Annotated in this window: 18 protein-coding genes and 2 pseudogenes; 12 read left to right on the top strand and 8 right to left on the bottom strand. The window is 68.7% G+C overall.

From position 1 onward, the window contains the following. Positions 1–22 precede the first annotated feature (22 nt). Together KME78_RS60690 and KME78_RS60695 are read right to left on the bottom strand one after the other, a co-directional pair. On the bottom strand, positions 23–994 hold the full coding sequence (locus KME78_RS60690) for a transposase (RefSeq protein WP_219539404.1): 972 nt from the start codon (positions 992–994) through the stop codon (positions 23–25). Further along, on the bottom strand, positions 936–1,577 hold the full coding sequence (locus KME78_RS60695; RefSeq protein WP_219539405.1) for a transposase: 642 nt from the start codon (positions 1,575–1,577) through the stop codon (positions 936–938). The genes KME78_RS60690 and KME78_RS60695 overlap by 59 nt, the downstream gene beginning before the upstream one ends. A gap of 405 nt (positions 1,578–1,982) precedes the next feature. Here KME78_RS60695 and KME78_RS60700 point away from each other — a divergent pair, with 405 nt between their 5' ends. Together KME78_RS60700 and KME78_RS67770 are read left to right on the top strand one after the other, a co-directional pair. After that, positions 1,983–2,618: a hypothetical protein gene (locus tag KME78_RS60700; RefSeq protein WP_219539406.1), complete on the top strand. Its 636-nt coding sequence runs from the start codon at positions 1,983–1,985 to the stop codon at positions 2,616–2,618. Positions 2,619–3,443: 825 nt separating this feature from the next. Continuing rightward, positions 3,444–3,554: pseudogene (locus KME78_RS67770) on the top strand (IS5/IS1182 family transposase); the annotation flags it as partial. Positions 3,555–3,896: 342 nt separating this feature from the next. On the opposite strand, the gene KME78_RS60710 reads toward KME78_RS67770, so the two are convergent. Next, on the bottom strand, positions 3,897–4,400 hold the full coding sequence (locus KME78_RS60710) for a leucine-rich repeat domain-containing protein (RefSeq protein ID WP_219539407.1): 504 nt from the start codon (positions 4,398–4,400) through the stop codon (positions 3,897–3,899). Positions 4,401–4,606: 206 nt separating this feature from the next. On the opposite strand from KME78_RS60710, the gene KME78_RS60715 reads away from it, so the two are divergent. Then, positions 4,607–5,236, top strand: coding sequence for a pyridoxamine 5'-phosphate oxidase family protein (locus tag KME78_RS60715; RefSeq protein WP_219539408.1), 630 nt, complete (start codon positions 4,607–4,609; stop codon positions 5,234–5,236). A gap of 76 nt (positions 5,237–5,312) precedes the next feature. Here the strand turns inward: KME78_RS60715 and KME78_RS68350 are convergent. The 3 genes and pseudogenes from KME78_RS68350 to KME78_RS60730 all read right to left on the bottom strand — a co-directional run. Further along, positions 5,313–5,525 (bottom strand): annotated as a pseudogene (locus KME78_RS68350) (DUF6262 family protein); the annotation flags it as partial. A 410-nt stretch (positions 5,526–5,935) separates the two neighbouring features. Further along, a complete protein-coding gene (locus KME78_RS60725; protein WP_219539409.1) occupies positions 5,936–7,156 on the bottom strand; it encodes an MFS transporter in 1,221 nt (406 codons plus the stop codon). Continuing rightward, a complete protein-coding gene (locus KME78_RS60730; protein WP_219539410.1) occupies positions 7,153–10,017 on the bottom strand; it encodes a glycoside hydrolase family 2 TIM barrel-domain containing protein in 2,865 nt (954 codons plus the stop codon). Before KME78_RS60730 ends, KME78_RS60725 begins: the two co-directional genes overlap by 4 nt. Positions 10,018–10,353: 336 nt before the next feature. On the opposite strand from KME78_RS60730, the gene KME78_RS60735 reads away from it, so the two are divergent. The 6 genes from KME78_RS60735 (at position 10,354) to KME78_RS60760 (ending at position 14,674) form a co-directional block, all read left to right on the top strand. Further along, the gene (locus KME78_RS60735; protein ID WP_219539411.1) at positions 10,354–11,391 is read left to right on the top strand and encodes a LacI family DNA-binding transcriptional regulator; all 1,038 of its coding nucleotides are present in this window, start codon (positions 10,354–10,356) and stop codon (positions 11,389–11,391) included. A gap of 215 nt (positions 11,392–11,606) precedes the next feature. Then, the gene (gene crcB, locus KME78_RS60740; protein WP_308127588.1) at positions 11,607–12,056 is read left to right on the top strand and encodes a fluoride efflux transporter CrcB; all 450 of its coding nucleotides are present in this window, start codon (positions 11,607–11,609) and stop codon (positions 12,054–12,056) included. Next, the gene (locus KME78_RS60745; RefSeq protein WP_219539412.1) at positions 12,053–12,406 is read left to right on the top strand and encodes a DUF190 domain-containing protein; all 354 of its coding nucleotides are present in this window, start codon (positions 12,053–12,055) and stop codon (positions 12,404–12,406) included. The genes crcB (KME78_RS60740) and KME78_RS60745 overlap by 4 nt, the downstream gene beginning before the upstream one ends. Beyond that, positions 12,403–12,765, top strand: coding sequence for a fluoride efflux transporter CrcB (gene crcB, locus KME78_RS60750; RefSeq protein WP_219539413.1), 363 nt, complete (start codon positions 12,403–12,405; stop codon positions 12,763–12,765). Before KME78_RS60745 ends, crcB (KME78_RS60750) begins: the two co-directional genes overlap by 4 nt. Positions 12,766–12,803: 38 nt before the next feature. Beyond that, positions 12,804–13,400 (top strand): phosphatase PAP2 family protein, encoded by a 597-nt coding sequence (locus KME78_RS60755; protein ID WP_219539414.1) that lies wholly within the window; start codon positions 12,804–12,806, stop codon positions 13,398–13,400. After that, positions 13,397–14,674 carry an MFS transporter gene (locus tag KME78_RS60760; protein WP_219539415.1) on the top strand — a complete coding sequence of 426 codons (1,278 nt, stop codon included), beginning with the start codon at positions 13,397–13,399 and terminating at the stop codon, positions 14,672–14,674. The genes KME78_RS60755 and KME78_RS60760 overlap by 4 nt, the downstream gene beginning before the upstream one ends. A gap of 139 nt (positions 14,675–14,813) precedes the next feature. Here the strand turns inward: KME78_RS60760 and KME78_RS60765 are convergent, their stop codons facing one another. After that, positions 14,814–15,104: a hypothetical protein gene (locus tag KME78_RS60765; RefSeq protein WP_219539416.1), complete on the bottom strand. Its 291-nt coding sequence runs from the start codon at positions 15,102–15,104 to the stop codon at positions 14,814–14,816. A 1,958-nt stretch (positions 15,105–17,062) separates the two neighbouring features. Between KME78_RS60765 and KME78_RS60770 the strand changes: the two genes are divergently transcribed. The 3 genes from KME78_RS60770 to KME78_RS60780 all read left to right on the top strand — a co-directional run bounded on the left by KME78_RS60770 (position 17,063) and on the right by KME78_RS60780 (position 22,577). Next, positions 17,063–17,557 (top strand): hypothetical protein, encoded by a 495-nt coding sequence (locus KME78_RS60770; RefSeq protein ID WP_219539417.1) that lies wholly within the window; start codon positions 17,063–17,065, stop codon positions 17,555–17,557. 329 nt (positions 17,558–17,886) lie between these two features. Then, the gene (locus KME78_RS60775; RefSeq protein WP_219539418.1) at positions 17,887–21,393 is read left to right on the top strand and encodes a serine/threonine-protein kinase; all 3,507 of its coding nucleotides are present in this window, start codon (positions 17,887–17,889) and stop codon (positions 21,391–21,393) included. Positions 21,394–21,887: 494 nt separating this feature from the next. Further along, a complete protein-coding gene (locus KME78_RS60780; RefSeq protein WP_219539419.1) occupies positions 21,888–22,577 on the top strand; it encodes a hypothetical protein in 690 nt (229 codons plus the stop codon). Between the two features lie 223 nt (positions 22,578–22,800). Here KME78_RS60780 and KME78_RS60785 read toward each other — a convergent pair whose 3' ends face one another. After that, complete coding sequence (locus KME78_RS60785) at positions 22,801–23,076, bottom strand: transposase (protein ID WP_219539420.1); 276 nt, start codon at positions 23,074–23,076, stop codon at positions 22,801–22,803. Positions 23,077–23,150 lie beyond the last annotated feature (74 nt).

Raw genomic sequence — 23,150 nt, forward strand, 5'->3', positions numbered from 1 at the left:
ACTATGAGCGGTTATCCGAGCATCACGAGGCCATGGTCCTGTGGGCGATGATCATCGTCATGGGGTGACGGCTCGCGCGATCCGCATCTCCCCAATCGAACTGACGATCAGTTTGTACACGGGCACTTAGCTTGTTCTTTATCCTCCGGATTGTTGTAGTGCTGCGAGGGTGCGGCCGCGTTTGACGGTTTTGCCGACGTCGTAGCGGGTGGCGGGTCGGCGGTTGGGGATGCCGGGTGGGCGTCCGGGGCCGGGCTTGGAGGGTTTGGGTGCGCCCGCTGGCTGGGCGAGTGCGGGATGCAGGTTTCGAAACCCGCGCCGGACCCGGGCGGGAGTGAGCTGACCCGGCCGGGACGGCTTTCTCCCACGGATGACGCAGGTCTTCGGTCAGCCGGCGACCCAGGCGCAGCTGGGTGTGAGCGATGAGCAGCAGCCAGGTCCAGCGGTCGGCGGCTTGGGCGGCGCGGAGCTTGGGCCGGGTCCAGCCGAGGGTCTGTTTCCAGAAGCGGTAGGTGTGCTCCAGGTCGAATCTGCGCAGGAATGCCTGCCAGCAGCGGTCCACGTCCGTGCTGGTGGCGCCGGTCTTGGAGGACCAGAGCCAGACCGGTGGTGCGTCACGGTCGCCGGGCAGGTGCTCGACCTTCAGCCGGATCAGGGTGCCCTCGATGATGGGCGGTTCGCCTTCGTGGTCGAGCCAGGCTGCGCGGTGGGTGAGCCGGGGGTGGAGCCGGTCCCAGGCGCTGGTGGCGGCGGTGCCGTAGTGGGTGGTGTCGGTGAGCGTGCTGACTGCGGCTGCGGGCCAGGTGGCGGGGTCGGCCAGGGCGAACTCGCCGCCGTGCTTGGGCGGTCGTCCGTTGGTTCCCGGCAGTCGTGGTGGGGCGGGCAGGCGCAGCACCCGGTCGGAGCGGATGCGCCCGAGCAGTTCGACGGGCAGGTCACGCAGGACGTAGGCCAGGCGGGTGATGTCGTAGCCGGCGTCGGCCACGATGAGCATGTCCGGGTCTCCGTTGCGCCACTGGCCGGCGGCGATCAGCCGCTCGATGACCCCCTCGTAGTTGGGCGGCGGTGATGGCGGTGGCGTCGTCGGCGGGCCCCAGTCGCACCACGTCCAGCGGCGCCGTCCACGACGTGCGGCCCATCTCCAGCGCCGCGACGAATGAGTACGGCCAGCCCGGGATGAACTGCGAGGCGCTCTTGGCCCGGCCGTAGACATGGCAGAACAGCCGCTCGGCCGAGCAGGCGGCGTCCGAGCGCAGCCACGGGCTGACATCGACCGCCAGCACGATCCGCCCGTCCGGCCAGCGCGGTAACGGCAGCCTGGCCAGCACCTGCCGCAGTTGTTCCACGTCGATCCGGCCGTGGTTGAGCCCGCCGTACAAGGCGCCGTGCCCGCGCCTGTACTCCGGCGACAAGGTCAGATCCACCGGTGAGTGCACCGGCCCCGGCGCGCACAACAGCGCGTCGGTCAGCTCGAACAGCGCATCGGCTCGCGCGCGAAGGCAGGCGTAGACGTCGTTCCGGAATCGGGACAACGCCATCGTGGGCTCGACATCGGGGGCATGGTTCAGCAGACTCACCCTCACGGCCTTGTAGTGATCGGCAGCGACTCAGCACCGCACATGATCACTTCAAGGTCGCCTCGTTGTCTGCGGAACGATCAAATCCCAGCTCATCACAACGATCCGGAGGATAAAGAACAAGCTGAGAGGGTGTTGCTGAACTTCCGAAGTCGCTGTTGATCAGCACGAACGATGCGGCGCTCTGTGATCTGTGCGGCTCGTGCGGGCCTGCTGCGCCGTAAGAGGGGTGCGTTTGTCGAGAATCAGGATCAGCCGCTTCCTCCCTGGTACGTCAGGTGCGTTTCGAGCTCGTCGGCGAGCCGCTCGACCTCGGCCGGGAAAGAGCCTGCTTCAGCTCTTCCACGAGCACGGCGATGCACTCGTGATCCCTTCATCAAGGCGCATCTGCGATGATTCGGCGTCATGAACCTTGACCCCATGCCTCAGTTGTCCCGCCTGGTCATAGACCTGCGCCGGCACCCCGATATCGAAGTCGTCAAGGAGTGGGGCAGGTTCGTCAAGCCAATCGACGATCCGGCGGCGGACTATGACCTGCGCTGGCAGCGGACCCAGGAGGCGGCCACCCGCACCGTCCCCGGTTGCGAGCTGGACCCAGCCCTGCGCCCACTGATGGACCGCCTGGTCGCGGGCAGGGAGGACAGGGTGGGTGTGTCCTGGCACTATCGCCTGGACGGCGTGGAGCACAACGGGGGCGAGTTCTGCTGGGTGACCCCGGCCCCGCCGACCCGCGCGCCCGCCTGGTGGGACGATCTGCCCGCCGAGCTACGGGACCTGCAAGAGCGGCTGTGGGTGCTCGAATATCACCCTCGAGCGGGCGACGCCGTGGAGGTGAAGCTTGAACTGCGGGCGGGGTCGGCTCCGCTGTGGCTGGAGCATCGCGGGGAGCTGTTTCCGATGTCCATCGGTGTCGCCGAGTACTTCGAGCGGGCGATCGAGATGCGCGGGGTGTTCGGCTGGCAGGCGCTGTACTGCGACTGGAAGGACCATCTCGACTCCACCCGGGAGCGCCTCGCCGACTTGCGGCAGCTGTTTCCGTAAGGCGACCGCCAGGACGGGCGGCTTCGCCGTACAGGACTGATCAGACTGGACTCCAGTTGTGGTGGGATGTTCCCCGGCCCCATACGTCAGGTCGTGGGGCGCTTTTGCGGCTCGCGCCATGCAAGTGGTGTGTCACCCTCACGCGTGGCTGCTGGCCTCGGATGATGATGATCAGCATGAGTGAGCTCGACATGACGCCCATCGATGACTGCGATGAGGACGGCCTGGTCCGCCGGTGGGTCCACTTCCACGTCCCGGTGTCGATCCTGGTCAGCATCGATGCCTCAGCTGCGGCCACCCCCCACCCTGCCTGGAACGAGCCTGCCCTTTCCCGGGCAAGTCCGCCGCCTGGTGCTGAACCTGCAAAGCGCGGAACTGGCCGATCAGCCTGCCTGGCAACGCGGCGTTCGCCTATGACGAGAATCTCGACCCGCTGGAGAAGGACGACCCCACCAGCGCGAGCGTGTCCGTGGAGTCCGGGGGACTGGATCTCAGCCCGCCGCATCCACTCAGGCAGGCGCGTCCCACAGGCCGGGCAGCACCGCCCGTCCGTCATCGGCACCCCACCACACTGAGCCGGCGCACCGCATGACCACCAGCACCCAAAAGGCCACGACCACCACACCCGTCCCCCATCCTGAAGACGCTGCCGCGTGGCCTCCGCTCGGCTCTCTAGAACGGCGATCTCCAAGATCAAAAGTTCAACAACACCCTCTGAGAACTCGTAACACCAGTCTCAAGAGTGCCCTCAGTAGATTTGCTGCGCTGGTGCAGGCACGGTCCCCGATCATGGAGTTGTCTACGTCTCATGACGATCGGGGATCCGTGGCTGCCGTTCCGTCATCCATTCTTGGCCCCGTCCGGGACCAGTTCCTCGCGCTGCTGCCCGTGCGGGAAAACCGGCATCCGCTGGGCTGCCACAACCCGCGGATCGCGGGAAGCTGCGCGCTCCGGCCGCCCCGGCCGCACCCTCGCCCTCCGGGTCGGGATCGGGAACCGCAATCAGATCCTCCAGCGCGGCCACCGCCGAGACCGGCAACCGCCGGGTCGTGGCGGCGGTGAACTCCCGCTCGAACAACGCCTCGGCCGCGCCAGCCAGGGTGCGCGAGAAGCCGAAGACGACGCGCGTCCCAGGATGCCGCCGAGCCAGGGGTTGCCCTTCCCGCGGACGAACAGCCCAGAGAGCCGACTGGGTATCCCGCGAGCTCACAGGGGGCTTCTCCAGACAAACCCCGTCTGCGATCGGCTGCCATCGGGGGCAGGGGCGGCCCGCGTGAATCAGCCGGTGGTGTAGCGACCGGTGTGACGCTGGGGCGGGCGTCCCTGGACGGTCTTCCAGCAAGCGCGGCCCGGCCAATCCCGGCGGGGCGGCCCGGGGTGGACGCCGACGGCGGAGAACGGCGGCAGGTCGTCGCGCTGCCACAGCTCGTACCACTGGTCCTGGCGGGCCTCCAGGTAGCGGAGCCTCGGCAGCTCGGCGATCACGTCGATGTCGGCGACTGAGGCGGCCGACACGTCCAGCGCCCACAGGTGCGGAATCGCGCGCAACGGGGCCAGATCGACACTGTCCTTGGAGATGAGCGTGAGGGAACGCAGCTCAGCGTGGCCGGCCAGTGGCGTCAGGTCGACGGACCGCAGCTTGAGCTCCAGGGTCTCGACCGGAACGGCACGCAGCGCGGCCAGGTCGAGGTCGCCGGGACCGGCGAGGTACGCCGCCCGCAGGTTGGGCAGATTGTCGAGAAAGCCGAGGTCCTTGAGGTCGGTCACCCTGACCTGCTGCACGCTGCGCAGGGGCCGTGACCTCGCGAGGGTACGGGCGTCGGTGTACCACCTGCGAGCCTTTTCCACCGCGCCCGAGTCCGGGAAATTCGCCTCGATGACCAGGTCGTCGTCATCACACTCTGGCGGATGTCCCGGTCAGCTCGGTCACCTCCCGGCCATCTAAACTCATATCCCGCAAAGTTCGGAGCTATTGGGGAGAATGAGTCATGGCCGCTGAGGGGATAGTGGAGATCACATCGGAGGAGGAACTGGGCGAACTCCTCGGGCCGCCATCGAAGCGCGATGCGACGAAGGTGCGCTCTCGTCTGCACGAGCACGACAAGCAGTGGCTGGCGGCTTCCCCCTTTTGCATGATGTCCACCTCTGCCGCCGACGGCTCCTGCGACTCCTCCCCCAAAGGCGACCCGCCGGGGTTCACTCTGGTCCTCGACGACACGACCATCGTGATCCCGGAACGTCCCGGCAACCGCCGCGCCGACGGTTTTCGCAACGTGCTGAGCAACCCCCAGGTCGGCCTGCTCTACTTGATCCCTGGCCGCGGCGACACGTTGCGCATCAACGGACGCGCCCGGATCCTGCGCGACGCCCCATTCTTCGACCGGATGATCGTCAAGGGTTACCTTCCTCGGCTCGCCCTCCTCGTTGAGATCGAGGAGGTCTTCTACCACTGCTCCAAGTCCTTCCTGCGCTCCTCCCTCTGGAAGCCCGAGACGTGGACTCCCGACGCGGCCCCCTCCAGGGCCCGAATCGCCAAATCCCTGGAACGTCCCGACGAGGAGCTGGAAGACCTGGAGGTTTACTACGGCCCGCAGTACAGCCGGCGCCTGTACGACTGAGCGCTCGTTCCCGCCAGGTGGCCTCGATGTGGTCGTGCTGGTTCTGCAGGTCCTGCGTGAGCCGGTTGGCGGTGGCCCTGGTGGCCGCTTGGATCAACACGCGAGCGGCGGGGTTGTCGTAGAGAAAGGTGGAGGACACCTTGGCCCGGCGTGCGATGGCCCGGACAGTGACGCGCCCGCGTTCGCGCTGGAGTTGGGCGACGGCTTTCTCGACCCGGCCGAGTTTGTCCTCGGTCTGCTGCCGACGAGCGGCGATGGCTGCCGCGGTCTGGGGTGATTGGCGTGTCATGACGCGTCCTGTCCGGCGGCGGCCAGGGCCTTTTCCAACCCGGCGATGGCGCGAGCGGTGGGCTCGAATACTTCGTGCAGGTAATCGGCAGTGGCGCTGTCGGGGGAGCGTTCGGCGAGCAACGGATCCGATGACCTACTGGCAGACGCTCTTACACCTCTCGCCACGATCGAAACCCAGCTCCGAGGCATGTCTTCGATGCGACACCCCAGGTCAAGGGCGACACCGCCCATCAAGATCCGGGGAACCAGCGGTCCAAAACCCGCAGCCCGTTTCTGCTGTATTCCGGAACCACTTTCAGACAGGAGTGATGATCTTGGCTCGGTGATGGCCAGGTCCACGCCGACACGCACGTCTTCCCCCAGGGGAATTACGTGACGCACATCCTGAGCACGCTCGTCATCCCCTCATCACCCAAGGCGGTGACGGTCGGGGGTGGCAGGTACCGTCCTTGGTGCACGCGGCGAACCGGATGCCCTCGTCAGGCGGATCAGCCAGACTGTCGCCACCAGGGAGGCGGCGGACAGCGCGGTGAGTAGCCATGGCACGGCGTGGATCCCCGACACCTCGATGCCCACACCGAGCAGGGGCGGCGCCGCCACACCGCCGAGCATCGAGGCCGCGATGACCCAGGCGCCGGCGCGTCTGGACTGTGGAAGGGCCCTGTTGAGCCAGGGCAGACCAGTGGGGAAGACGGGCGCGATGAACAGTCCGACACCGACGTAGGCCAGGGGTGCCGCTCCCTTGAAGAGCGCGAGCAGCAAGCACACGGTCATGCCGGCCGCGCACACGGTGAGGATACGTTCCGGGGAGTACTTCATCGTGATCGGAACAACGAGGAAGCGGCCCGCCGTCATCATCAGCCAGTACACGGAGGTCGCCGAGGCGGCCACGGTCGCGCTGTAGCCGATGGTTTCCAGGTGGGTGGGTTCCCAGCCGCCCACCCCCGCCTCGACGGCCACGTTGAGAATATAGAGGGCGATGAAGCCGATCAGGATACGGGACAGGCCCAGCTTCACGGACGGCGCCTCGGACGGGACGTCGGCTGCCGTCCTGGTGCGAATGCCGTTCGTGGTCAGGGCGAGCGCCGCCGCCAGCACCGCGCAGCCGGCGAACGCGTACGCGTAGTCGTCCGGACCCAGCCAGGCCACGACGGCCGGTCCGAGCACCGCTCCGATGCCGAAGTGGGCGTTGAGCACGTTCAGCATGGCCGTGGACTTCTCGCCGAAGCCGACCGCGAACAGTTGGTTGAGGCCGTAGTCGATGCCGCCGAAGCCAAGGCCGCCGAGGAAGGCGGCAGCCAGCGCCACCGGCCAGTTGGGAGCGAGCGCGAAGCCCGCGCCGCCCGCCGCCATCAGGCCATAACTTGCGACGACCAGCGCCCTGTTGCTGATCCGGGAGTGAATGGCGTTGAAGGCGAGGACCCCCGCGAGGCCGCCCGCGAAGTGCAGGCTCAGGCCCAGCCCCGCGCCGGACGGGGTCAGCCCGTACTGCTCCCGCAAGCCCGGGACCGCCGGGCCGTAGAGGGCTTGGAGCATGCCGATGAGGATGAATCCGACACAGGACGCGACCGCGGCCGGACGGGTGAACAGCCGGCCGTCGGCGGGCGACTCCACGACCTTGACAGTCACTTGGTCTCCAGGAAGGAGAAAGAGAACTCCGCAGGCTGAACCAGCAGGTGGTACTGCGACAGCGGACCGGGGCCACAGGACTGCGAGCCGATACCGTGCTGGCCATGGTCGAGGTTGACCCACACCCGGTCGCCGGCCGTGAGGTCGGTGCGGTGCGCGGCGGTGTCCAACTGCTCGTTGGTCCAGCGCCGCGCGCTGAACCAGAACTCCGGGTCGCCCTCGATCCTGAGGCCGCCGATCTCCGCCCAGCGGACGTCGGCGCGGGCGCCGTTCTCCTGCGGGCGGACGTACGGCGTTTGCAGCTCGTCGACTGTGGACTCCCAACGGCCCAGCATGGAGGCCGACCTGGTGTCCGGGTACGCCTCACCGGGACCGCCGCCGAACCACCGCACATGGTCCGTCGAGCCCGCGAGCCCGAACCGGATGCCGAGCCGGGGCAGCGGCACCTGCCAGTCGCCTTCGGGCGTCACGGAAACGGTCAGCTTCAGCCGGGTGCCGTCGGAGGTCCACCGGTAGACGGTGGCGAGGCCCGCCTCCCGGGCAGCGGGCGCCACCCTGGTCCGCACGGTCAGCGCGTCGTCGCCCAGTTCGACGGAGTCGAGGCGGTGCCGCATCCGGTGCAGGCCGAATGTGCGCCACAGCGAGCCGAAGCACACGCCGTCCTGCCAGGAGGTGCCGTTGTCGTTGTCGGTGGCCGCCCGGAAGACGTCCAGGCGCAGGCCGTCGACCGCCACCTTGCCGATCGACGTCAGAGCGCCGGTGCGGGGGGCGAAGGTGGCCGGTCCGAGGGTGATCTGCCGCTCGCCGAGGACGGGCCTGGAGGAGGCGGTGACGGATGGCGCCTGCCATGCGGTCACGGGGAGCTGGCCCCAGGCCACCGGGTGGCCCTTCGGTGCCCATGAGGTGTCCGTCGTGAGCAGCGCCCGTATCGTCCACTGCCTCTCGCCGCCGCGCGTGCCGGCCGGTGGCTCGGGCAGCGTCAGGTCGGCGGACTCGCCCGGTGCGAGCGCCGGCACCGGCAAGGCGCCGGCCTCGACGGTCTCGCCGTCCACCTGGTACGACCATTCGAAGGCGAGCGCAGACAGGTCGGCGAAGTCGTGCCGGTTGGTGACCCGCACGGTGCCGTCCGTGCCGCCGACCTCGATACGCACCGGTTCGATCACCTTCTGGTACTCCAGCAGCCCCGGCGAGGGCGTGCGGTCCGGGAACACCAGCCCGTCGCAGCAGAAGTTCCCGTCGTGCAGTTCCTCGCCGAAGTCACCGCCGTAGGCGTAGCCGAGATCCGCGTGCTTGATCCCGTGGTCGATCCACTCCCAGACGAAGCCGCCCTGGAGCCGCTCGTACGATTCGAAGATCCGCTGGTAGTCGGCGAGCCCGCCGGGGCCGTTGCCCATGGCGTGCGCGTACTCGCACAGGATGAAGGGGAGTTGGCGCCTCTTGTGCGTGCCGCCGTCCAGTTCCTGGCCGATGCGCTCGACCTCGGCGTGGGAGGCGTACATCCGTGAGTACACGTCCGTGTCACGGCAGTCGCCGTCGCCCTCGTAGTGCACGAGCCGCGAGGAGTCCCGGCCGTGGATCCACGCGGCCATGGCCGTCAGACCACGTCCGGTACCGGCTTCGTTGCCGAGGGACCACATGACGACCGACGGGTGGTTCTTGTCTCGCTCGACCATGCGGGCGGCGCGGTCGAGCAGGGCGGGGGTCCAGCGGTCGTCGTCGACGGGGTTGTCGCGCCAGGACTGCTCGGTGAAGCCGTGGGTCTCCAGGTCGCACTCGTCGATGACCCACAGCCCGTACTCGTCGCACAGATCAAGGAAGGCCGGGTGCGGTGGGTAGTGCGAGGTGCGGACGGCGTTGATGTTGTGCCGCTTCATCAGCAGCACATCCTCGCGCATGGTCTCCAGGTCCAGCGCGCGGCCCTGCTCCGGGTGCCACTCGTGCCGGTTGACGCCCTTGAAGAGGACGGGCCTTCCGTTGACCTTGATCAGGCCGTCCTCGAGGATGACCGTGCGGAAGCCGATCCGGAGCGGTACGCGTTCGCCCTCGGTGGCCAGCACGCCGTCGTACAGCTTCGGTGTCTCGGCGGTCCACGGCTCGACGGGGACGGTCACGGACTCGCCGGCGGCGACATCGACCGCGAGCGCGGGCACGGTGATCCGGCCGTCCACGTCCGAGTCGACCTTCAGCGTGCCCTCGCCGGTGACGTGGTCGTACGAGGCGTGCACGAAGAAGTCGAGGACGCTGCCGGCCGGGCGGTGCAGCAGCGTGACATCGCGGAAGATGCCCGGCAGCCACCACTGGTCCTGGTCCTCCAGGTAGGAGCCGGCCGACCACTGGTGGACCCGGACCGCGAGCACGTTGCCACCGGGCCTGAGCAGGTGCCCGACCGTGAATTCGTGCGGGAGCCGGGAGCCCTTGAACTCGCCGAGATCCGTGCCGTTCAGCCACACCCGGGCGCAGGACTCGACGCCGTCGAAGCGGAGCACCGATTGACCGTCCGATGGCCAGTCGGACGGCAGGTCGAAGACGCGCAGGTGATCACCGGTCGGATTCTCCGTCGGGACGCGCGGCGGGTCGACCGGGAAGGGGTAGAGGTGGTTGGTGTAGATGGGAGAGCCGTGGCCCTGCAGGACCCAGTGGCCGGGCACAGTCACCTCGGCCCAGTTCCCCGCCTCGTATCCCGGCTCGGCGAACGAGTCGTCCTCGGTGTCGGCCGTCGGTGACAGACGCAAGCGCCAACTCCCGTTCAGCGAGAGCGACCTGGCGTCCGAGAACGCATACCAGGCGCGGGGCGGCAGGGCCCCGCTGCCCGGCGAGACGTCCTCAACGTAGGCGATGGCCGTGGTGGTGCGGAAAGACATGTGTCTCCTAAGTGTGTCGAGCTGCACATCGCTCGCGGCCCGCGAACACATGCGGTGCGCAGGCGAGGGCGAACGCGGGGAAGGCGAGGCCCACGACGGCGGAGGCTGAGCTCTGGGGGTGCACAGATCCTCCGTTACCGTTAACGTGAACGGTAACGGATTCTGGCTCACCGGATCGATCCCCGTCAAGGCCCGACCTCGAACGGTTTCGCGATCCATGGCGCTGCCCGGCGAGGGCCCGGGTCGCGGCGCGGCGGCGGGCAGGGACCGCGGCCTCCGGTGAACCTGCTTGACTTGGGACACAGGCAGCACGAGGAAACGGAGTGTGTAGGCGGCGTGGCGGGACAACGAGAAACGGAAGAGCAGCCAGGGCGGGACTCCCTCGGCGCGGGGACCGTCAAGCGCGTCACGCTGCGCGATGTCGCCAAGGCGGCGGGCGTGTCGCATCAGACGGTCTCGCGGGCGATCAACGGCAAGGGAGAGATCGACCCTGAGACCCGGCGCCGGGTGCTCGACGTCGCCCGGCGACTGCGGTACCAGCCCAGCCGGTTCGCCCGGGGGCTGGTCCGCCCTGAAGTCGTGACCGTGGGGCTCATCGTCCCCGACGTGGTCAACCCGTTCTTCCCCGAGTTCATGGCAGGGGTGTTCGCGGCCGCGGACCAGCGGGGCTGGCAGGTGCTCGTGGCCAGCACCGAGAACACCCCACCCCGGGAGCTGGCCCTGCTCCGCTCGCTCGGACGGCAGGTCGACGCGCTCGTCAGCTACCTCAGCCACTCCGACGCACAACTCGAGCCGTACGTGGCCTCCGTGCCGCTGGTCATCGTCGACCGCGGGATGGACTCATCCACCTACGCACTGGTCGAGGTCGACACCGCGGCCGGGATCAGGGCCGGGATGCGGCACCTCATCGACCAGGGACACCGCCGGATCGGCATGATCGACTGCGCGCCGATCTGCGACCCGTTCGTCCGGCGCCGTGTCTTCGCCGAGGTCGCCGAGGAACACGCCCTGCCGATCGACGACCACTGGAGAATCGTGGGCGAGCAGACCCTGGACGGCGGCGCCGCCGCGTTCGAGGCGCTCCACGCCGCACACCCGGACCTCACCGCCGTGTTCGCCTTCAACGACCTCGTCGCGATCGGCGCGCTCCGGGCCGCTCGCCGGCTCGGCATCCGAGTGCCGGACGACTGCGCGCTCGTCGGTTACGACGGGCTGAGCGTCACCGATCTGCTCGACCCGCCACTGACCACCCTCTACCTGGACAAGCGACGGCTGGGCGAAATGGCCGTCCACCAGGTCGACCGGCTCCTCGCCGGTGAACTGCCACCCCCCGCCGTCCTGACGCCGCGCCTGAACGTCCGCGGCACGACCTGACCCGGGGATGACGGCAGGTAGCGAACTGCGCTGCGAACCCTGGCCGCCCGTCCGTCGAGGGCTGGGTCGGTGGTGGTGGTTTCGTCGGGATTTGTCCAGGTGCGCATGTTGGAGGTGGGGTAGGCAGCGGGGAGAGGCTGTTCCAGGGAGTCGGGCATGCGCGGGATGAACGCGCCGGCCTCCCAGCGCGCCTGCGGCGCCGTTCTGGTCTCGGCGTGGGGTCGCCGGTTGTAGACCTCGCGGATGAACCGGCCGATCGCGGCGTCCAACTCGGGCAGGGTCAGCTGTGCCTGGCCTTGCTGGGCGCGTTGGCGCGCTACGGGCTGGGGATGGCCTTCCCGCGTCCGCCTGGCGGGTTTCCTTGGACGACCTTTGCCATCAATGTCACCGGCTGCCTGTTGATCGGGGTGCTGATGGTGGCCATCACCGAGATCTGGGACGTGCCCGCGTGGGTACGGCCGTTGCTGGGCGTGGGCGTGCTGGGCGGGTTCACCACCTTCTCCACCTACATCGTCGATACCGGCCAGCTGCTGACGGCCGGTGCCCCCCGTGAGGCGCTGCTGTATCTGGTGGCCACCCCGGTGATGGCGTTGGCCGCGGTCTGGGCCGGGAGCACGGCCACTCGATCCTTGGCCCGTCGGGCCGCCGGCAGGAGGCGGGTATGAAGCTGGAAGGGTCCGCGCTGCGGCTGACCATTTTCGTCGGCGACAGCGACATCTGGCACCACCGGCCGCTGTATCACGAGATCGTGCACCGCGCCCACCAGGCTGGGCTGGCCGGCGCCAGCGTCTTTCGCGGGATGGAAGGGTACGGCGCCTCCAACCACATCCACACCAGCCGCATCCTGTCGTTGTCGGAAGACCTGCCGCTGGCGATCATCATCGTCGACGCGGGCGAGAAGATCCGCGCCTTCCTGCCCCAGCTGGACGAGCTGGTCACCGAGGGGCTGGTCATCCTCGATGAGGTCGAAGTGATTCGCTACGTCGGCCGCACCAGCGCGGGGCAGGCCGGATGACGATCGTGCTGCTGGCCCTCGGGGCGGCGCTCGGCGCGCCGCTGCGCTACCTGGCCGATCGTTTGGTTCAGGCCCGCCACGACACCCTGTTCCCGTGGGGCACCTTCACCGTCAACATCTGCGGTTCGCTGCTGCTGGGCTTCCTGGCCGCCTTGCCCGCCGACTCCGCGGTGATGGCCGCCGCCGGGGTCGGCTTTTGCGGAACGCTGACCACCTACTCCACCTTCAGCTACGAAACGCTGCGCCTGGCCCAGGACGGCTCGCGTTTCGCGGCGCTGGCCAACGTCATCGCGAGCGTGATGGCCGGGCTGGGGGGCGGGGTGTGCGGGATGGCCCTGGCCCGCGCTGTGGCCGGATGACGGGCCGGATGACGGGCTCGCGGCCACGCGGGTGCCTGATGCGGGCCGATCGGGCGCTGGCCGCGCGGGTGTGGCGTCGCCGCAGTCCGGCGATGGTGTCCGCCGCTCGGGTGGTCGGCGCGCTCGGCGATCCCCAGCTCGCCTACCCGCTGGCGGCCGCCGCGGGCGTGCTGGCCCGCCCACAGGCAGGTCGGGCCGGCCTGGCTGGACAAACGTCTATGCGGCTGGTGGCGGTGGTGTGCGCGGGCGGGGCCGTGCGGCGCCTGTGCTCGGAGCTGGTGCGCCGGCCCCGGCCGCCGGTGCACGCGCGGCTGGCTCCGGCCGAGGGCTACAGCCTGCCGTCCAAGCACACCACCCTGGCGGTTCTGGCCGCCGGAGCGGTCGTCCGCGTCGCCGGGCTGCCCGCGTCGGCGCGGTGGACGGTGCCGGCGGCGGCCGGGGTGATGGTCGGGCTGTGCCGGGTGACGCTGGGCGTGCACTGGCCGGCTGACGTGATCGCCGGCCTCGGATTCGGGCTGGGCTGGTGGTGGGTCGGCGACCGGATCATCTCAGGCCCGATACGCCGACCGGACTGCTCCGCTTGTCCGGCTTTCGCCGCTCCCTCGCCGCTCCCTGCCGAAGGAGAACACGCATGACACCTGAGGAGGACGACACCAACGACCCGGCCAACACCGCGGCCGAGGACGCCGCCCCCGGCGACGCCCGACCGGATCGGTGGCTGACACCCGGGGTGGCGGGGGTCGGCGCGGCCAGTTTCTTCTCCGACGCCGGCCACGAGATCACCACCGCGCTGCTGCCGTCCTTCCTCACCACCACGCTGCACGCCGGGCCGGCCGCCCTCGGGCTGATCGAAGGCGCCTCTGATGCGCTGATCGGGGTGTCGAAGCTGGCCGGGGGGCCGCTGGCCGATGATCCGCCGATGCGGGCCCGGCTGGCCCGCGGCGGCTACCTGGGCACCGCGCTGCTCGGCGGCGCGATCGGACTGACGGCGGCGGTGTGGCAGGTGGCGATCTTGCGGGCGGGCTCGTGGGTGGCCCGCGGGCTGCGCTCGCCGTCGCGGGACGCGCTGCTCGGCGTGCTGGCCCCGCGCATCGGCTACGGGCGCGCCTACGGGCTGGAACGGGCCGGGGACAACCTGGGCGCGGTTGCGGGCCCGTTGCTGGCCGCCGCCCTGGTCGCGGTCGTCGGGCTGCGGCCTGCGCTGCTACTGGCCGCCGTGCCGGGGCTGCTGGCCGCCATCGCGATCAGCGTCGCCGCGCGCGAGGCGGGTCGTGCGGTGCGCGCCCCGCAGGGGCGGCGCCGGCTGCTGCTGAACGTGGCCGAGCTGCGCCAGGCCGGGCTCGCGCGAGCGCTGCTGCCGGTCGCCTTGTTCGAATGCGGCAACATCGCCACCACTCTGCTGATCTTGCGCGCCACCGGGCTGCTGCACACCGGCGGCCGGGACCTGGCCGCCGCCACCTCGCTGGCGATCCTGATCTACTCCGGTCACAACGCCGTGGCCGCCGTCGCATCGCTGGCGGGCGGGGCGCTGATCGACCGGGCCGGCCCGCGCCCGGTGTTCGCCGTCGGCGCGGCCGCCTACGTGCTGGCCTACCTCGCGCTGGCCGCGGGCGTGGGCGGCTGGCCGCTGCTGGTGGTCGCGTTCGCGCTGGCCGGCGTCGGGATCGGGCTGGCCGAGACGGCCGAGTCCACGCTGGTGGCCCGGGCGCTGCCGGACCGGCTGCGGGGCAGCGGGTTCGGGCTGCTCGGCATCGTCCAGGCCGGCGGAGACCTGTTCTCCTCCGCCGTGGTCGGGCTGCTGTGGGCGGTTGTGTCTCCGGCGGTGGCCTTCGGCTACGCCGCCACCTGGATGCTCGCCAGCCTCACCGCGACCGCTCTCGTGGCCGGACGCGCCTGGCGCACACGCTGAGCACGGCATCCGGCGGTGGCCAGGACCATCAGGAATCCCAGACATCCCGCTGGAGCGGGTGCTGACCGTATGAGGTCCCGGTTCGCTTTGCGTGTGCGGGTCGGATGCGCGGGCGATGACCGGTGGACCGTTGCTGCGGTCAATGGTCGGTCGTTTTGTGTCCGTCCGTTTCGTAGACGTCGGGTATGCCGTCGTGGTCACGGTCGGTGGTCTCGAGTTCGTGGATGCGCCGGTAGGTGCGGTTGCGCAGGCGCAGGATGACCGTCGCCAGCAGCGCCGCGGTCAGGGAGCCGGCCAGTACCGCTACCTTGACGTGCACGCTGGCTATCGCGTCTATCGCCACGGAGGAGGTTGGCCAGGTCTGCGCGCCCTCCATGCCCGAGTACCCGATCTGGACCTGAGCATGGTCCTCATCGCGATCGCCGACCACACCGAACGTCGAGTAGACCTCCTCAACAGCCTTCTCGACGAGATGACAAGCCGCGGCCTCTCCAACTCGATGGGCTAGATCACCGACTTTCGCGTCGTCGACAGATCGAAAGCCCTCTCTGATGGCTCGCTGTTCGACGTTCCGCCTCGCGTCGCGAGCCCAGCTGATGAACGTCTCGACGGTCCACCCGCCAGCAACCGCAGCAGCCTACTTGCCTTACGTGGCTGACAAGATCACATCGCTCTGATCTGCGGGAAGGGCTGCGAAACCAAGATAACGATCGAAGTCCCGCCGCCCGATCACCATGGACCGGTCGCATGTAGGATCCGCGTTTCGCTGGCGAAATCCGCGCCTGCGTGTCAGTTGATTGTCGAATTCGACAGGCCGCGCGGACCGGCGAGTCAGGAGGGTGACGCTCCGGGTGGTCACCTGCGATCGGGCCGGGACGCAGCTGCCAACGATCGCCATCAAGGTCGCGGCCGGGCCGACATGGCGACAGGATCCGACACGTCCACGCGGACAAGCACGCTCGACAGATCACGCGGACTGTCCACCAAGCGCAGGCCCAGACGATGCCATCCGACACGGATCTGCGGATCCTACATCGCACGAGGCAAGCAGCGTGGTGACCGCCTCGTCATCCGCGCCGACCGGAATCCCGCTCAGCTGCCAGCCGACAACCGACGGGTGAAGGTAGCGGTCGAACCCCGCGCTCTGCGAGCGAGGCGCGTTGTGAAGGAGCGGGCCGCCGGGTCGCGCCGCCCGTTTGGTTATGCCTGCCGATCAGGGTTCCCATGCTCTACTGCCTGGGCACTCCGCGGGCTCGATGCCGTGGGCCGACAACGATCAAGGGGCCGCGGCGCCGATCGCCCCGATCATGTACGGAGCCCGACCGCCGCCAGCGATCGTCACGGTCTTGGTGTCCGATCTTCCTGGTTTGCCCTGGAAGTGCGAGGTGTTTCGAACCGAAACACCTCGTGGACTCCGGTTCCAATCCGATTGCTTGGTGCCGTCCGTGACTTGCTGGGCGATCAGGTACTTTCCCAACGTGCCTTACTGAGCATCAACGCGCTGACCAGCAGAAACGCTCAAAGGCCCAAAGATAAGCTGCACGCCGCCCCCGGGCAAGCTCCCGGTTTTGGGCGATGTACGGGCGAAGCCCGTGCCTCTGATTGTTATCTGGATAAGATTTGTATCAATCGACGCCCTTTACAAAGTACATTTTCTAGAAGGCGGGAGCGGGCGTCCTCATCTCATTGAACCGCTCCCATGGATGAATCCGGGGGATTCCAGCCGTCCCAACCGTGCGGCTACGCACAGTGGCGCGACGCTGTTGCTTGGCGATTCACCTTCCGGCCCCGCCTGCGCGGGTTTCCACGCCCCAGCCCGTGACCCCGTTCTGGGTGACGCGGGCTCCGCCCTCCCGGCGGCGAGTAGATACTGCCATGCCCTCACTCGTGAGCTTGGTTATCACTCACGTGTTCGACCACGACCGACGCTACCCGAGCGGGATGCGCTACCGCAGCCAGTTCCCGCCCATGCACGCTCGCGCCCTGGCGGGCACTCCCGCGCCGGGCTTACCCCCACGACTGAAGCCAGGGGTCGATCGCGCCCGGCATTCACGATCAGAAGTCCGGACAGGATGCGGTACTTGCACCCTGTCCTCGTCGGCGACGGGCCCAGCGGGTGGGGCTGCGATCGCAGCTCCCCCTGCGCTCCTGGCCGAACAGCTCGGGCTGTCCCTGTCGAGGGCGTCGAGCTGGTCCGATGCCAGCGGAGCGGCCCGCGGCTCCTACGTGAGCCTGCGCGATCCCAGTCACGGGCAAGGTGCGGAGCTGTCCACTTCGCTGACTGCCCCGCAGCTGAGCTCGAAACCGGGCGCGGCAGAGCGGCTATGGGAAGGACGGCATGGCTGCTCAGCGCATTGACATCCCGTCCCGGCACCTCAAGCTGAACCCATGACCGGCCAATTCGAGCCACCGAAGCAGATCATCAGATGGGGTTCACCCGTCCAGGAGCAGTCGCAGGAAGGCGGTGCTCTGAATAAATCCCCCACTACTGTCAAAAAGTTCACCCGTTCCCAACCTGCCACCAGCTGCGTAGGTCAGGCGCAGACGAAGGACGAACTGCTCCCGGAGAGCCTGCTCGATCAGGTGTTCACCGGCGTGCCTGAGGATCAAGCGCGCAATGTCCTCGCAGCGGTGGGCGCCCGGCTTGCCCTCAAGGAGAGCGCCCAAGGCGTCGTGCTGGAACTGGTCTACGAGGCCCTGCGATCATCGGTGAGCCAGTCGGAGCGAGTCCGCATCCTCATCATGGAGCTCTTGCGGCAGGAGCCGGAGCTCAAGGGCCGGTGCCTGGAGATCCTGGAATTCAACCGCTCCCACGAATACGAGATGATCTTGGCTGAGTTGGATCGCGTGTATCCCGGGTTGCGTCAGATATGGCTGTCTTGAACCGTCGCGTGTGCCTGGTGCCCCGGAACACGACGTACGGCTCACGCGGACCGGGCTGAGGCCGCCGCCGTGTCTTCCATGGCCGAGCGCTCTTTCTGAAGACACCTGGCCAATCAGCCTCACCGCGGTCCAGCAGAGGCGGGCTTCGCTGCATCCGGGGGTTGCGTTCGCAGTCCCGGATGTTGCGGCGGGAGTCCATCAGCCAGCTCAACGCCGCACCTGGCCGACGGGCCCCGCTTCACCTGGGCCGCTACGCGCTGGCCATCGGCTTGATGCGGGCGGGCAACAGCGTGCTCCAACGAAGCGACGTGACAGAAAGGTGCTCGCCGATGGCTCTGCAGCACTTGGCCGAGGGGGATCCGCAGCGCCTGGGGGGTTATGTGCTGGCCGGGCGGCTTGGCGCAGGCGGGCAAGGCGTGGTCTACGAGGGGTATGACGGGCAAGGGCGCCGGTATGCGGTCAAGCTGCTGCACCCCAGCGCCGACCCTCAGATGCGCGCCCTGTTCCTGAGAGAGGCCCAGGCGGCACGCGCTGTGCCCTCCTTTTGCACGGCCAAGATCGTCGACGTCGGCAGTGACGGCGACCGGCTCTACATCGTCAGTGAGTACATCCCGGGCCCCAGTCTGCGCGCGGTGGTCCGGGCCGGACGCCGCTTCACTGGGGGCGACCTGCACCGGCTGGCCACCGGCATGGCGATCGCGCTGACCTCGATCCACGACGCTGGCGTCGTGCACCGCGATTTCAAGCCGGACAATGTCATCCTGGGTCCCGACGGCCCTCGTGTGATCGACTTCGGTATCGCCCGAAGCCGGCAGATGTCCCTGACGCCGTCCGGGATGATCGCCGGCACACCTGGCTACGTGGCCCCGGAGGTCTACCGGCGGCAGCGGGCCGGCCCCAGCGCGGACATATTCGCCTGGGCCTGCGTGGTGCTGTACGCGGCCACCGGCCAGGACGCCTTCGCCGCCGCACGGATTGAGGCGATCATTCACCGAGTCCTCACCCACGCTCCCGACGTCAGCGTGCTGGACGCGCCGCTGCGCTCCTTGGCTGAAGCCGGGCTGAGCAAAGACCCGGCACTTCGCCCGACCGCCCGGCGCATGCTGGCTGCGCTGGTCAGCGACGATGCCGACCCCGGCCTCGACCTCGGTGTCGGCGCACCGATCGACGATCCCGAGCTGGGGACGCGGGCCGAGGCGCTCTACCAACGGTTGGCCGAGCCCGTCCAGCACCAGGTTCCCGGCCTGCTGCTGCGCCTGGTGGCCGACGAGGCGGGCAAGAACGTCGTGCGCCCCGTCGAGCTGGCCGAGCTGCCCGATCACCCGGACGCCCGCCAGGTGATCAAGGCTTTTGCTGAGGCCGGGCTGCTCGTGGCCGACGCTGGCATGGTGGTCATCGCGCACCCGGCTTTGCCGTACGCGTGGGCCAGGCTCCGGGACTGGCTCGCAGACGAGAACGGCGCCTTGGCCGTGCACCAGCAGTTGAGCGCCGCCGCCTGCCGCTGGGAGGCAGCCGGACGCAAGAGCGGCGATCTGTATCACGGCACCCCGCTACAGGCTGCACTGGACTGGAACGCCCGCGGACGCGTCCACATGGCGCCGACCAAGCTGGAGGCGGAGTTCCTGCACGCGGGCGCGGAGGCGGCGGCCCGGCGGTCCCGGCGACGACGCCTGGCAGCTGGGGCCATGGCGGTCCTGCTGGCCGTGACGGCAGGCACAGCCGGACTGTACGCACACCAGCGCCGCATCTCCGACAACCAGCGCCTGACCGAGGCAGCAGATCGGGCAGCACAAGCGGCGAGCCGGGCGTTCGCCACCGATCCCGTGCTCGGGATGCGCCTGAGCGCCGCCGCTTGGCAGCTCGCCCCGACCCGGGAAGCCAGAAGCGCGCTATACGCGGCGCTCGCCCAGCCCGTCACGGACGTCATGACCGCGGCCGTACAGCCGCCCCCGGCCACCAACGCCACCAACGGGCCGGAGTATGACCTGTCCGTTGACGGAAGCAAGCTGGCGGTGCTGTCTGGGGAGAGATTCGCCCTCTGGGACGTGCCGGGCCACCGTCGACTCATCGCCTTCGACATCCCCCGAAAGAGCCGGTCCAACAGCAGGTGCAGCGGTCTGGAGCTCTCACCGGACGCCTCCATGGTGCAGACGTGCGAGGTTGGCCTCTCATCCGTCCTCCTCTACGACGTCGCCACCCGCAGGCGCATCGGTAAGAGCTGGCCCGGACGGATCCGCTTGTTCCCGCGGCCAGGGAGGCTGGTGGCCCATGAACCCTTCAGTGCGGGCAACCGGGGGCTCATCCAGCTGATGGACCAGGCCACCGGCCGGGCGCTGTATACCCACCGCGAGGTGAGTTTCTTGCCGGTGGCCGTCACCACGAACGACCGGCTGATCGGGACGACCTCATCGACGCGGGGCTGCCGTACACGGCCGCGTGACTTCCCCCTGTGCCCGAACGCCTTGGAGATCTGGGACCTGCCCAGCGACCGCCTCATTGCCCGGCACGACTTCACCGCCGTGGGGCTGTGGGCCGCGCTCAGCCCCGACGGGCGCACCATCGCACTTTCCGACGGACGTGGCCTTTCGTTCTACGACGCCGACACAGGGCGGGAACTCACTGGCCAGCGCCTTGCCCGTCCAGGCGTACGCTATCTCCAGTACAGCAGGAGCGGCATGCTGGTGGGTGTCGACGTCGACGCCGACGGCCGTTCCATGGCGGTGCGCGTGTGGGGGCCTACCGGCGCGGCGCTGTTGTATCGGCCGTTCAGCCCGGCCTTGCAACCGTCTCCCGGAACGCTGCCGGGCGTGGACGGCGACCGCATCGCCTACTTGACCGAGGACGGGAAAGTCATCACTTTGTCCGGTGCGTCTTCACCGTCCGTCGACGCGCATGACCAGGCATGGTTCAGCCCTGATGGCCAGCTGCTGGCGACGTTCCGCGAGCGAGGGCGCGGCTCGAAGCTCCACCTGTGGACCAGGTCTGGGGGACGTCGGCTGGCCGCACTTCCGGTCATGGGCAAGCCCGTTGACAGCGCAGAATCAGGTGAGCTTCATGTCGCCATCAGCGCCGACGGCGGCCTGATCGCCTATGTCAGAGACGGGCAACGCACCGCCCGGGTATGGGATATCCAGCGTCGCCGCGAGGTCAGACGGTTGCACGCGCCTTTCGGCGCCGGGTATTCGATGGCGTTCACTCCCGATTCGACAGCCCTCGCCTTCGGGACCGTGCTGTGGAACGTCCGCACGGGAAAGCAACTCGGCCAGGTCGGCGCGTCCGTCATTCAGTTTGGCCACGGCGGTCGGTATCTGGACGACGGCGAGGATCTTCAGCTCAACAGGGTGGGCCAGACCGGTTCCTCTCAGCACCTGGCGGGAGGGATAGCGATGTTGAGCCCCGACGGCAAGATCGTGGTCACTGGCGATAGCAAGGGAGTAGTCCGGCTCTACGACTCCGCCACGGCCCGTGAGCTGGGTCCCGTCACGGGCGGGCATTCCCGGTCCGTCGACCTGCTGGCCTTCTCACCTGATGGGCGGCTGCTGGCGACGGCCGGGCGGGATCAGACCATCCGTCTGTGGGACACCACTGCCCGCCAGGCCATCGGCGGCCCCATCGCCATCAACACCGGCCGTCTGACCGCTGTCTCCTTCAGCCCGGACGGCAAGACGCTCCGCTCGCTTTCCACCGCTGGCGTCATCCGCGACCATCTCGTCGATCCCGCGCTCGCGCTGCGAGAGGTCTGCACCCGCGCTCGCGGTGGCCTGTCCCACGCGGACTGGCAGCGCCACCTTCCCGGCATGCCTTTCATCGCAACCTGTCGTACTCCTGGGCCCTGAGCAGCCAGCAGGCGCTTGATAAGCCGGGAGGGTCGGATGGAGGACGGCCGGCTGCTGCCCTAAGGCGGATCACATTCCTGCAGGCGGGAGAGCAAGATCAATCGGCGCCGGGGCTCCAGATGAAATGTGACCGGGGCCCATCTTGTGTCGGCGTGGCCGTCAGACCGCTGGTCCGGCGTCCAGCCTGGTACCGCGCGGTACAGCGTCCGGGGACAGGTCCAGCCGCAGAGTCGGTACCAGCGCGGTAGTCGAACCGTGCCCAATTCTGCAGGACAGACTGCGGCCACCGCTGACCGGCGCTGCGCCTACATCCTTGTGGAGGGAATGCCTCTATCAGCGGGGGACCATGGAGGCCCGGGGGCCTACGGCTCCACCCTGGCTCGCAGCATCCACGCTTCGTGGACATCCACAACCGATTGGTCAGGCTCACCAGCCTTTCAAGGGGCAAGTAGCTAGGCTCATCGCCATCGGCCTGATTGGCGAAAGGGCAGAGCGTGAACCCCAGCGAGCCCGACCATCGCGATCCGGCCCATGTCAACGAGACCCTCAACCAACTGGCGGCGGCATCCCGTCCGAGCGAGCTCCGAGTGCTCTTTGAGGAGCACCCCGAAGTCTTGACGGATCGAGTCGAGCACGCGCTCGAAGCAACCATTGGGCAGCTCACGGCCGCCGCGCGGCTGATCGCCAACTGTCGCATCGTCGGCGTCGACGCGTTGATGGGCGCGCTGAAGCGGGCGACTGTAGACGGGCCCGAGGCGGTGGACGCCAGGAAGATCTTCGAGTACGTCCACCAAGCGCTCGCCGAGTACCTGAACACGGGCGATCCCGACGTGCTCGCCGCCCTCACGGATGCTGTCGCGTACGCCTACATCGTCATACCCGTCGGCTCGCTCCAGGCAGTGTTCTCCGAGGCGCTGGGCGTGGTACTGCGACAGCACTTCGTGACGACGGGTGACGAGTCCGCCCTGACCCGGGCGGCCCGCGCGCTCCGCCTCGCTGTCGCCGACGCCGACGAGAACTCGCCGGCGCGCATCTCGCACTTATCGAATCTCGGGAACGCTTTGCGTACCTCCGCCTCGGTCCACGACTCACCGGAGCTGCTCGCGGAGAGTCGTGGACATCCAGCGCACCGCGCTCGGCCTCGCCTCCTGCAACGAGCGGCCTTCGGTCGCCGCGAACCTTAGCGTGTCCCTCATGGATCTATACAGGCACACCAAGGACGGCGCTAGCCTCGATGAGGCTCGGTCAGCCAAACATGCCAGATGGTCCGCGGCGAGGGCGGCCGATCCCGCCAGGCGTAGTAGCCGGACGCCGAAACGTCCAGCACGCGGCAGGCCACCTCGACGGGGATGCCTTCGCCGGCCATCACCGCGATGGCTTCGAACCGCCTTTTGGGGGCACCACCTCTCACACCAGCTCGATCGCCCGCCGAGTGGCCTGCAGTTCTGTCTCCAACTCGGCGATGCGGCGCTTGGCGACTACTAACTCGGCCTTCTCGCTGCTGGTCAAGCCGGGCTCCAGGCCGCGATCGATGCGGTCTTGCCGCCGCCAGGTATAGATCGTCTGACCGCTGATCGCCAGATCGTGCGCCAGGTCGTGCGCCAGGTCGGTGACCTTACGCCCCGCCTCGAGCAGATCCAACACCTTGCGCCGAAACTCTGGCGGATAGCCCCGTCGTCCCATGCCGCTTTCCTCTCATCAAGTGGCACTTGAATCCAGTAATCCACCTCCACTCAACCCGGGGCACACCAGTGCCT

The sequence above is a fragment of the Nonomuraea guangzhouensis genome, assembly GCF_019396345.1.
In the GTDB taxonomy this organism is placed as follows: domain Bacteria; phylum Actinomycetota; class Actinomycetes; order Streptosporangiales; family Streptosporangiaceae; genus Nonomuraea; species Nonomuraea guangzhouensis.

Bases quoted from the DNA above. Each gene is read 5' to 3' on its own strand.
- KME78_RS60730 (WP_219539410.1), bottom strand. From the start codon at position 10,017: ATGTCTTTCCGCACCACCACGGCCATCGCCTACGTTGAGGACGTCTCG.
- KME78_RS60775 (WP_219539418.1), top strand. From the start codon at position 17,887: ATGGCTCTGCAGCACTTGGCCGAGGGGGATCCGCAGCGCCTGGGGGGT.
- KME78_RS60770 (WP_219539417.1), top strand. From the start codon at position 17,063: ATGACCGGCCAATTCGAGCCACCGAAGCAGATCATCAGATGGGGTTCA.
- KME78_RS60700 (WP_219539406.1), top strand. From the start codon at position 1,983: ATGAACCTTGACCCCATGCCTCAGTTGTCCCGCCTGGTCATAGACCTG.
- KME78_RS60785 (WP_219539420.1), bottom strand. From the start codon at position 23,076: ATGGGACGACGGGGCTATCCGCCAGAGTTTCGGCGCAAGGTGTTGGAT.
- KME78_RS60745 (WP_219539412.1), top strand. From the start codon at position 12,053: ATGAAGCTGGAAGGGTCCGCGCTGCGGCTGACCATTTTCGTCGGCGAC.
- KME78_RS60690 (WP_219539404.1), bottom strand. From the start codon at position 994: ATGCTCATCGTGGCCGACGCCGGCTACGACATCACCCGCCTGGCCTAC.
- KME78_RS60760 (WP_219539415.1), top strand. From the start codon at position 13,397: ATGACACCTGAGGAGGACGACACCAACGACCCGGCCAACACCGCGGCC.
- crcB (WP_219539413.1), top strand. From the start codon at position 12,403: ATGACGATCGTGCTGCTGGCCCTCGGGGCGGCGCTCGGCGCGCCGCTG.
- KME78_RS60755 (WP_219539414.1), top strand. From the start codon at position 12,804: ATGCGGGCCGATCGGGCGCTGGCCGCGCGGGTGTGGCGTCGCCGCAGT.
- KME78_RS60715 (WP_219539408.1), top strand. From the start codon at position 4,607: ATGGCCGCTGAGGGGATAGTGGAGATCACATCGGAGGAGGAACTGGGC.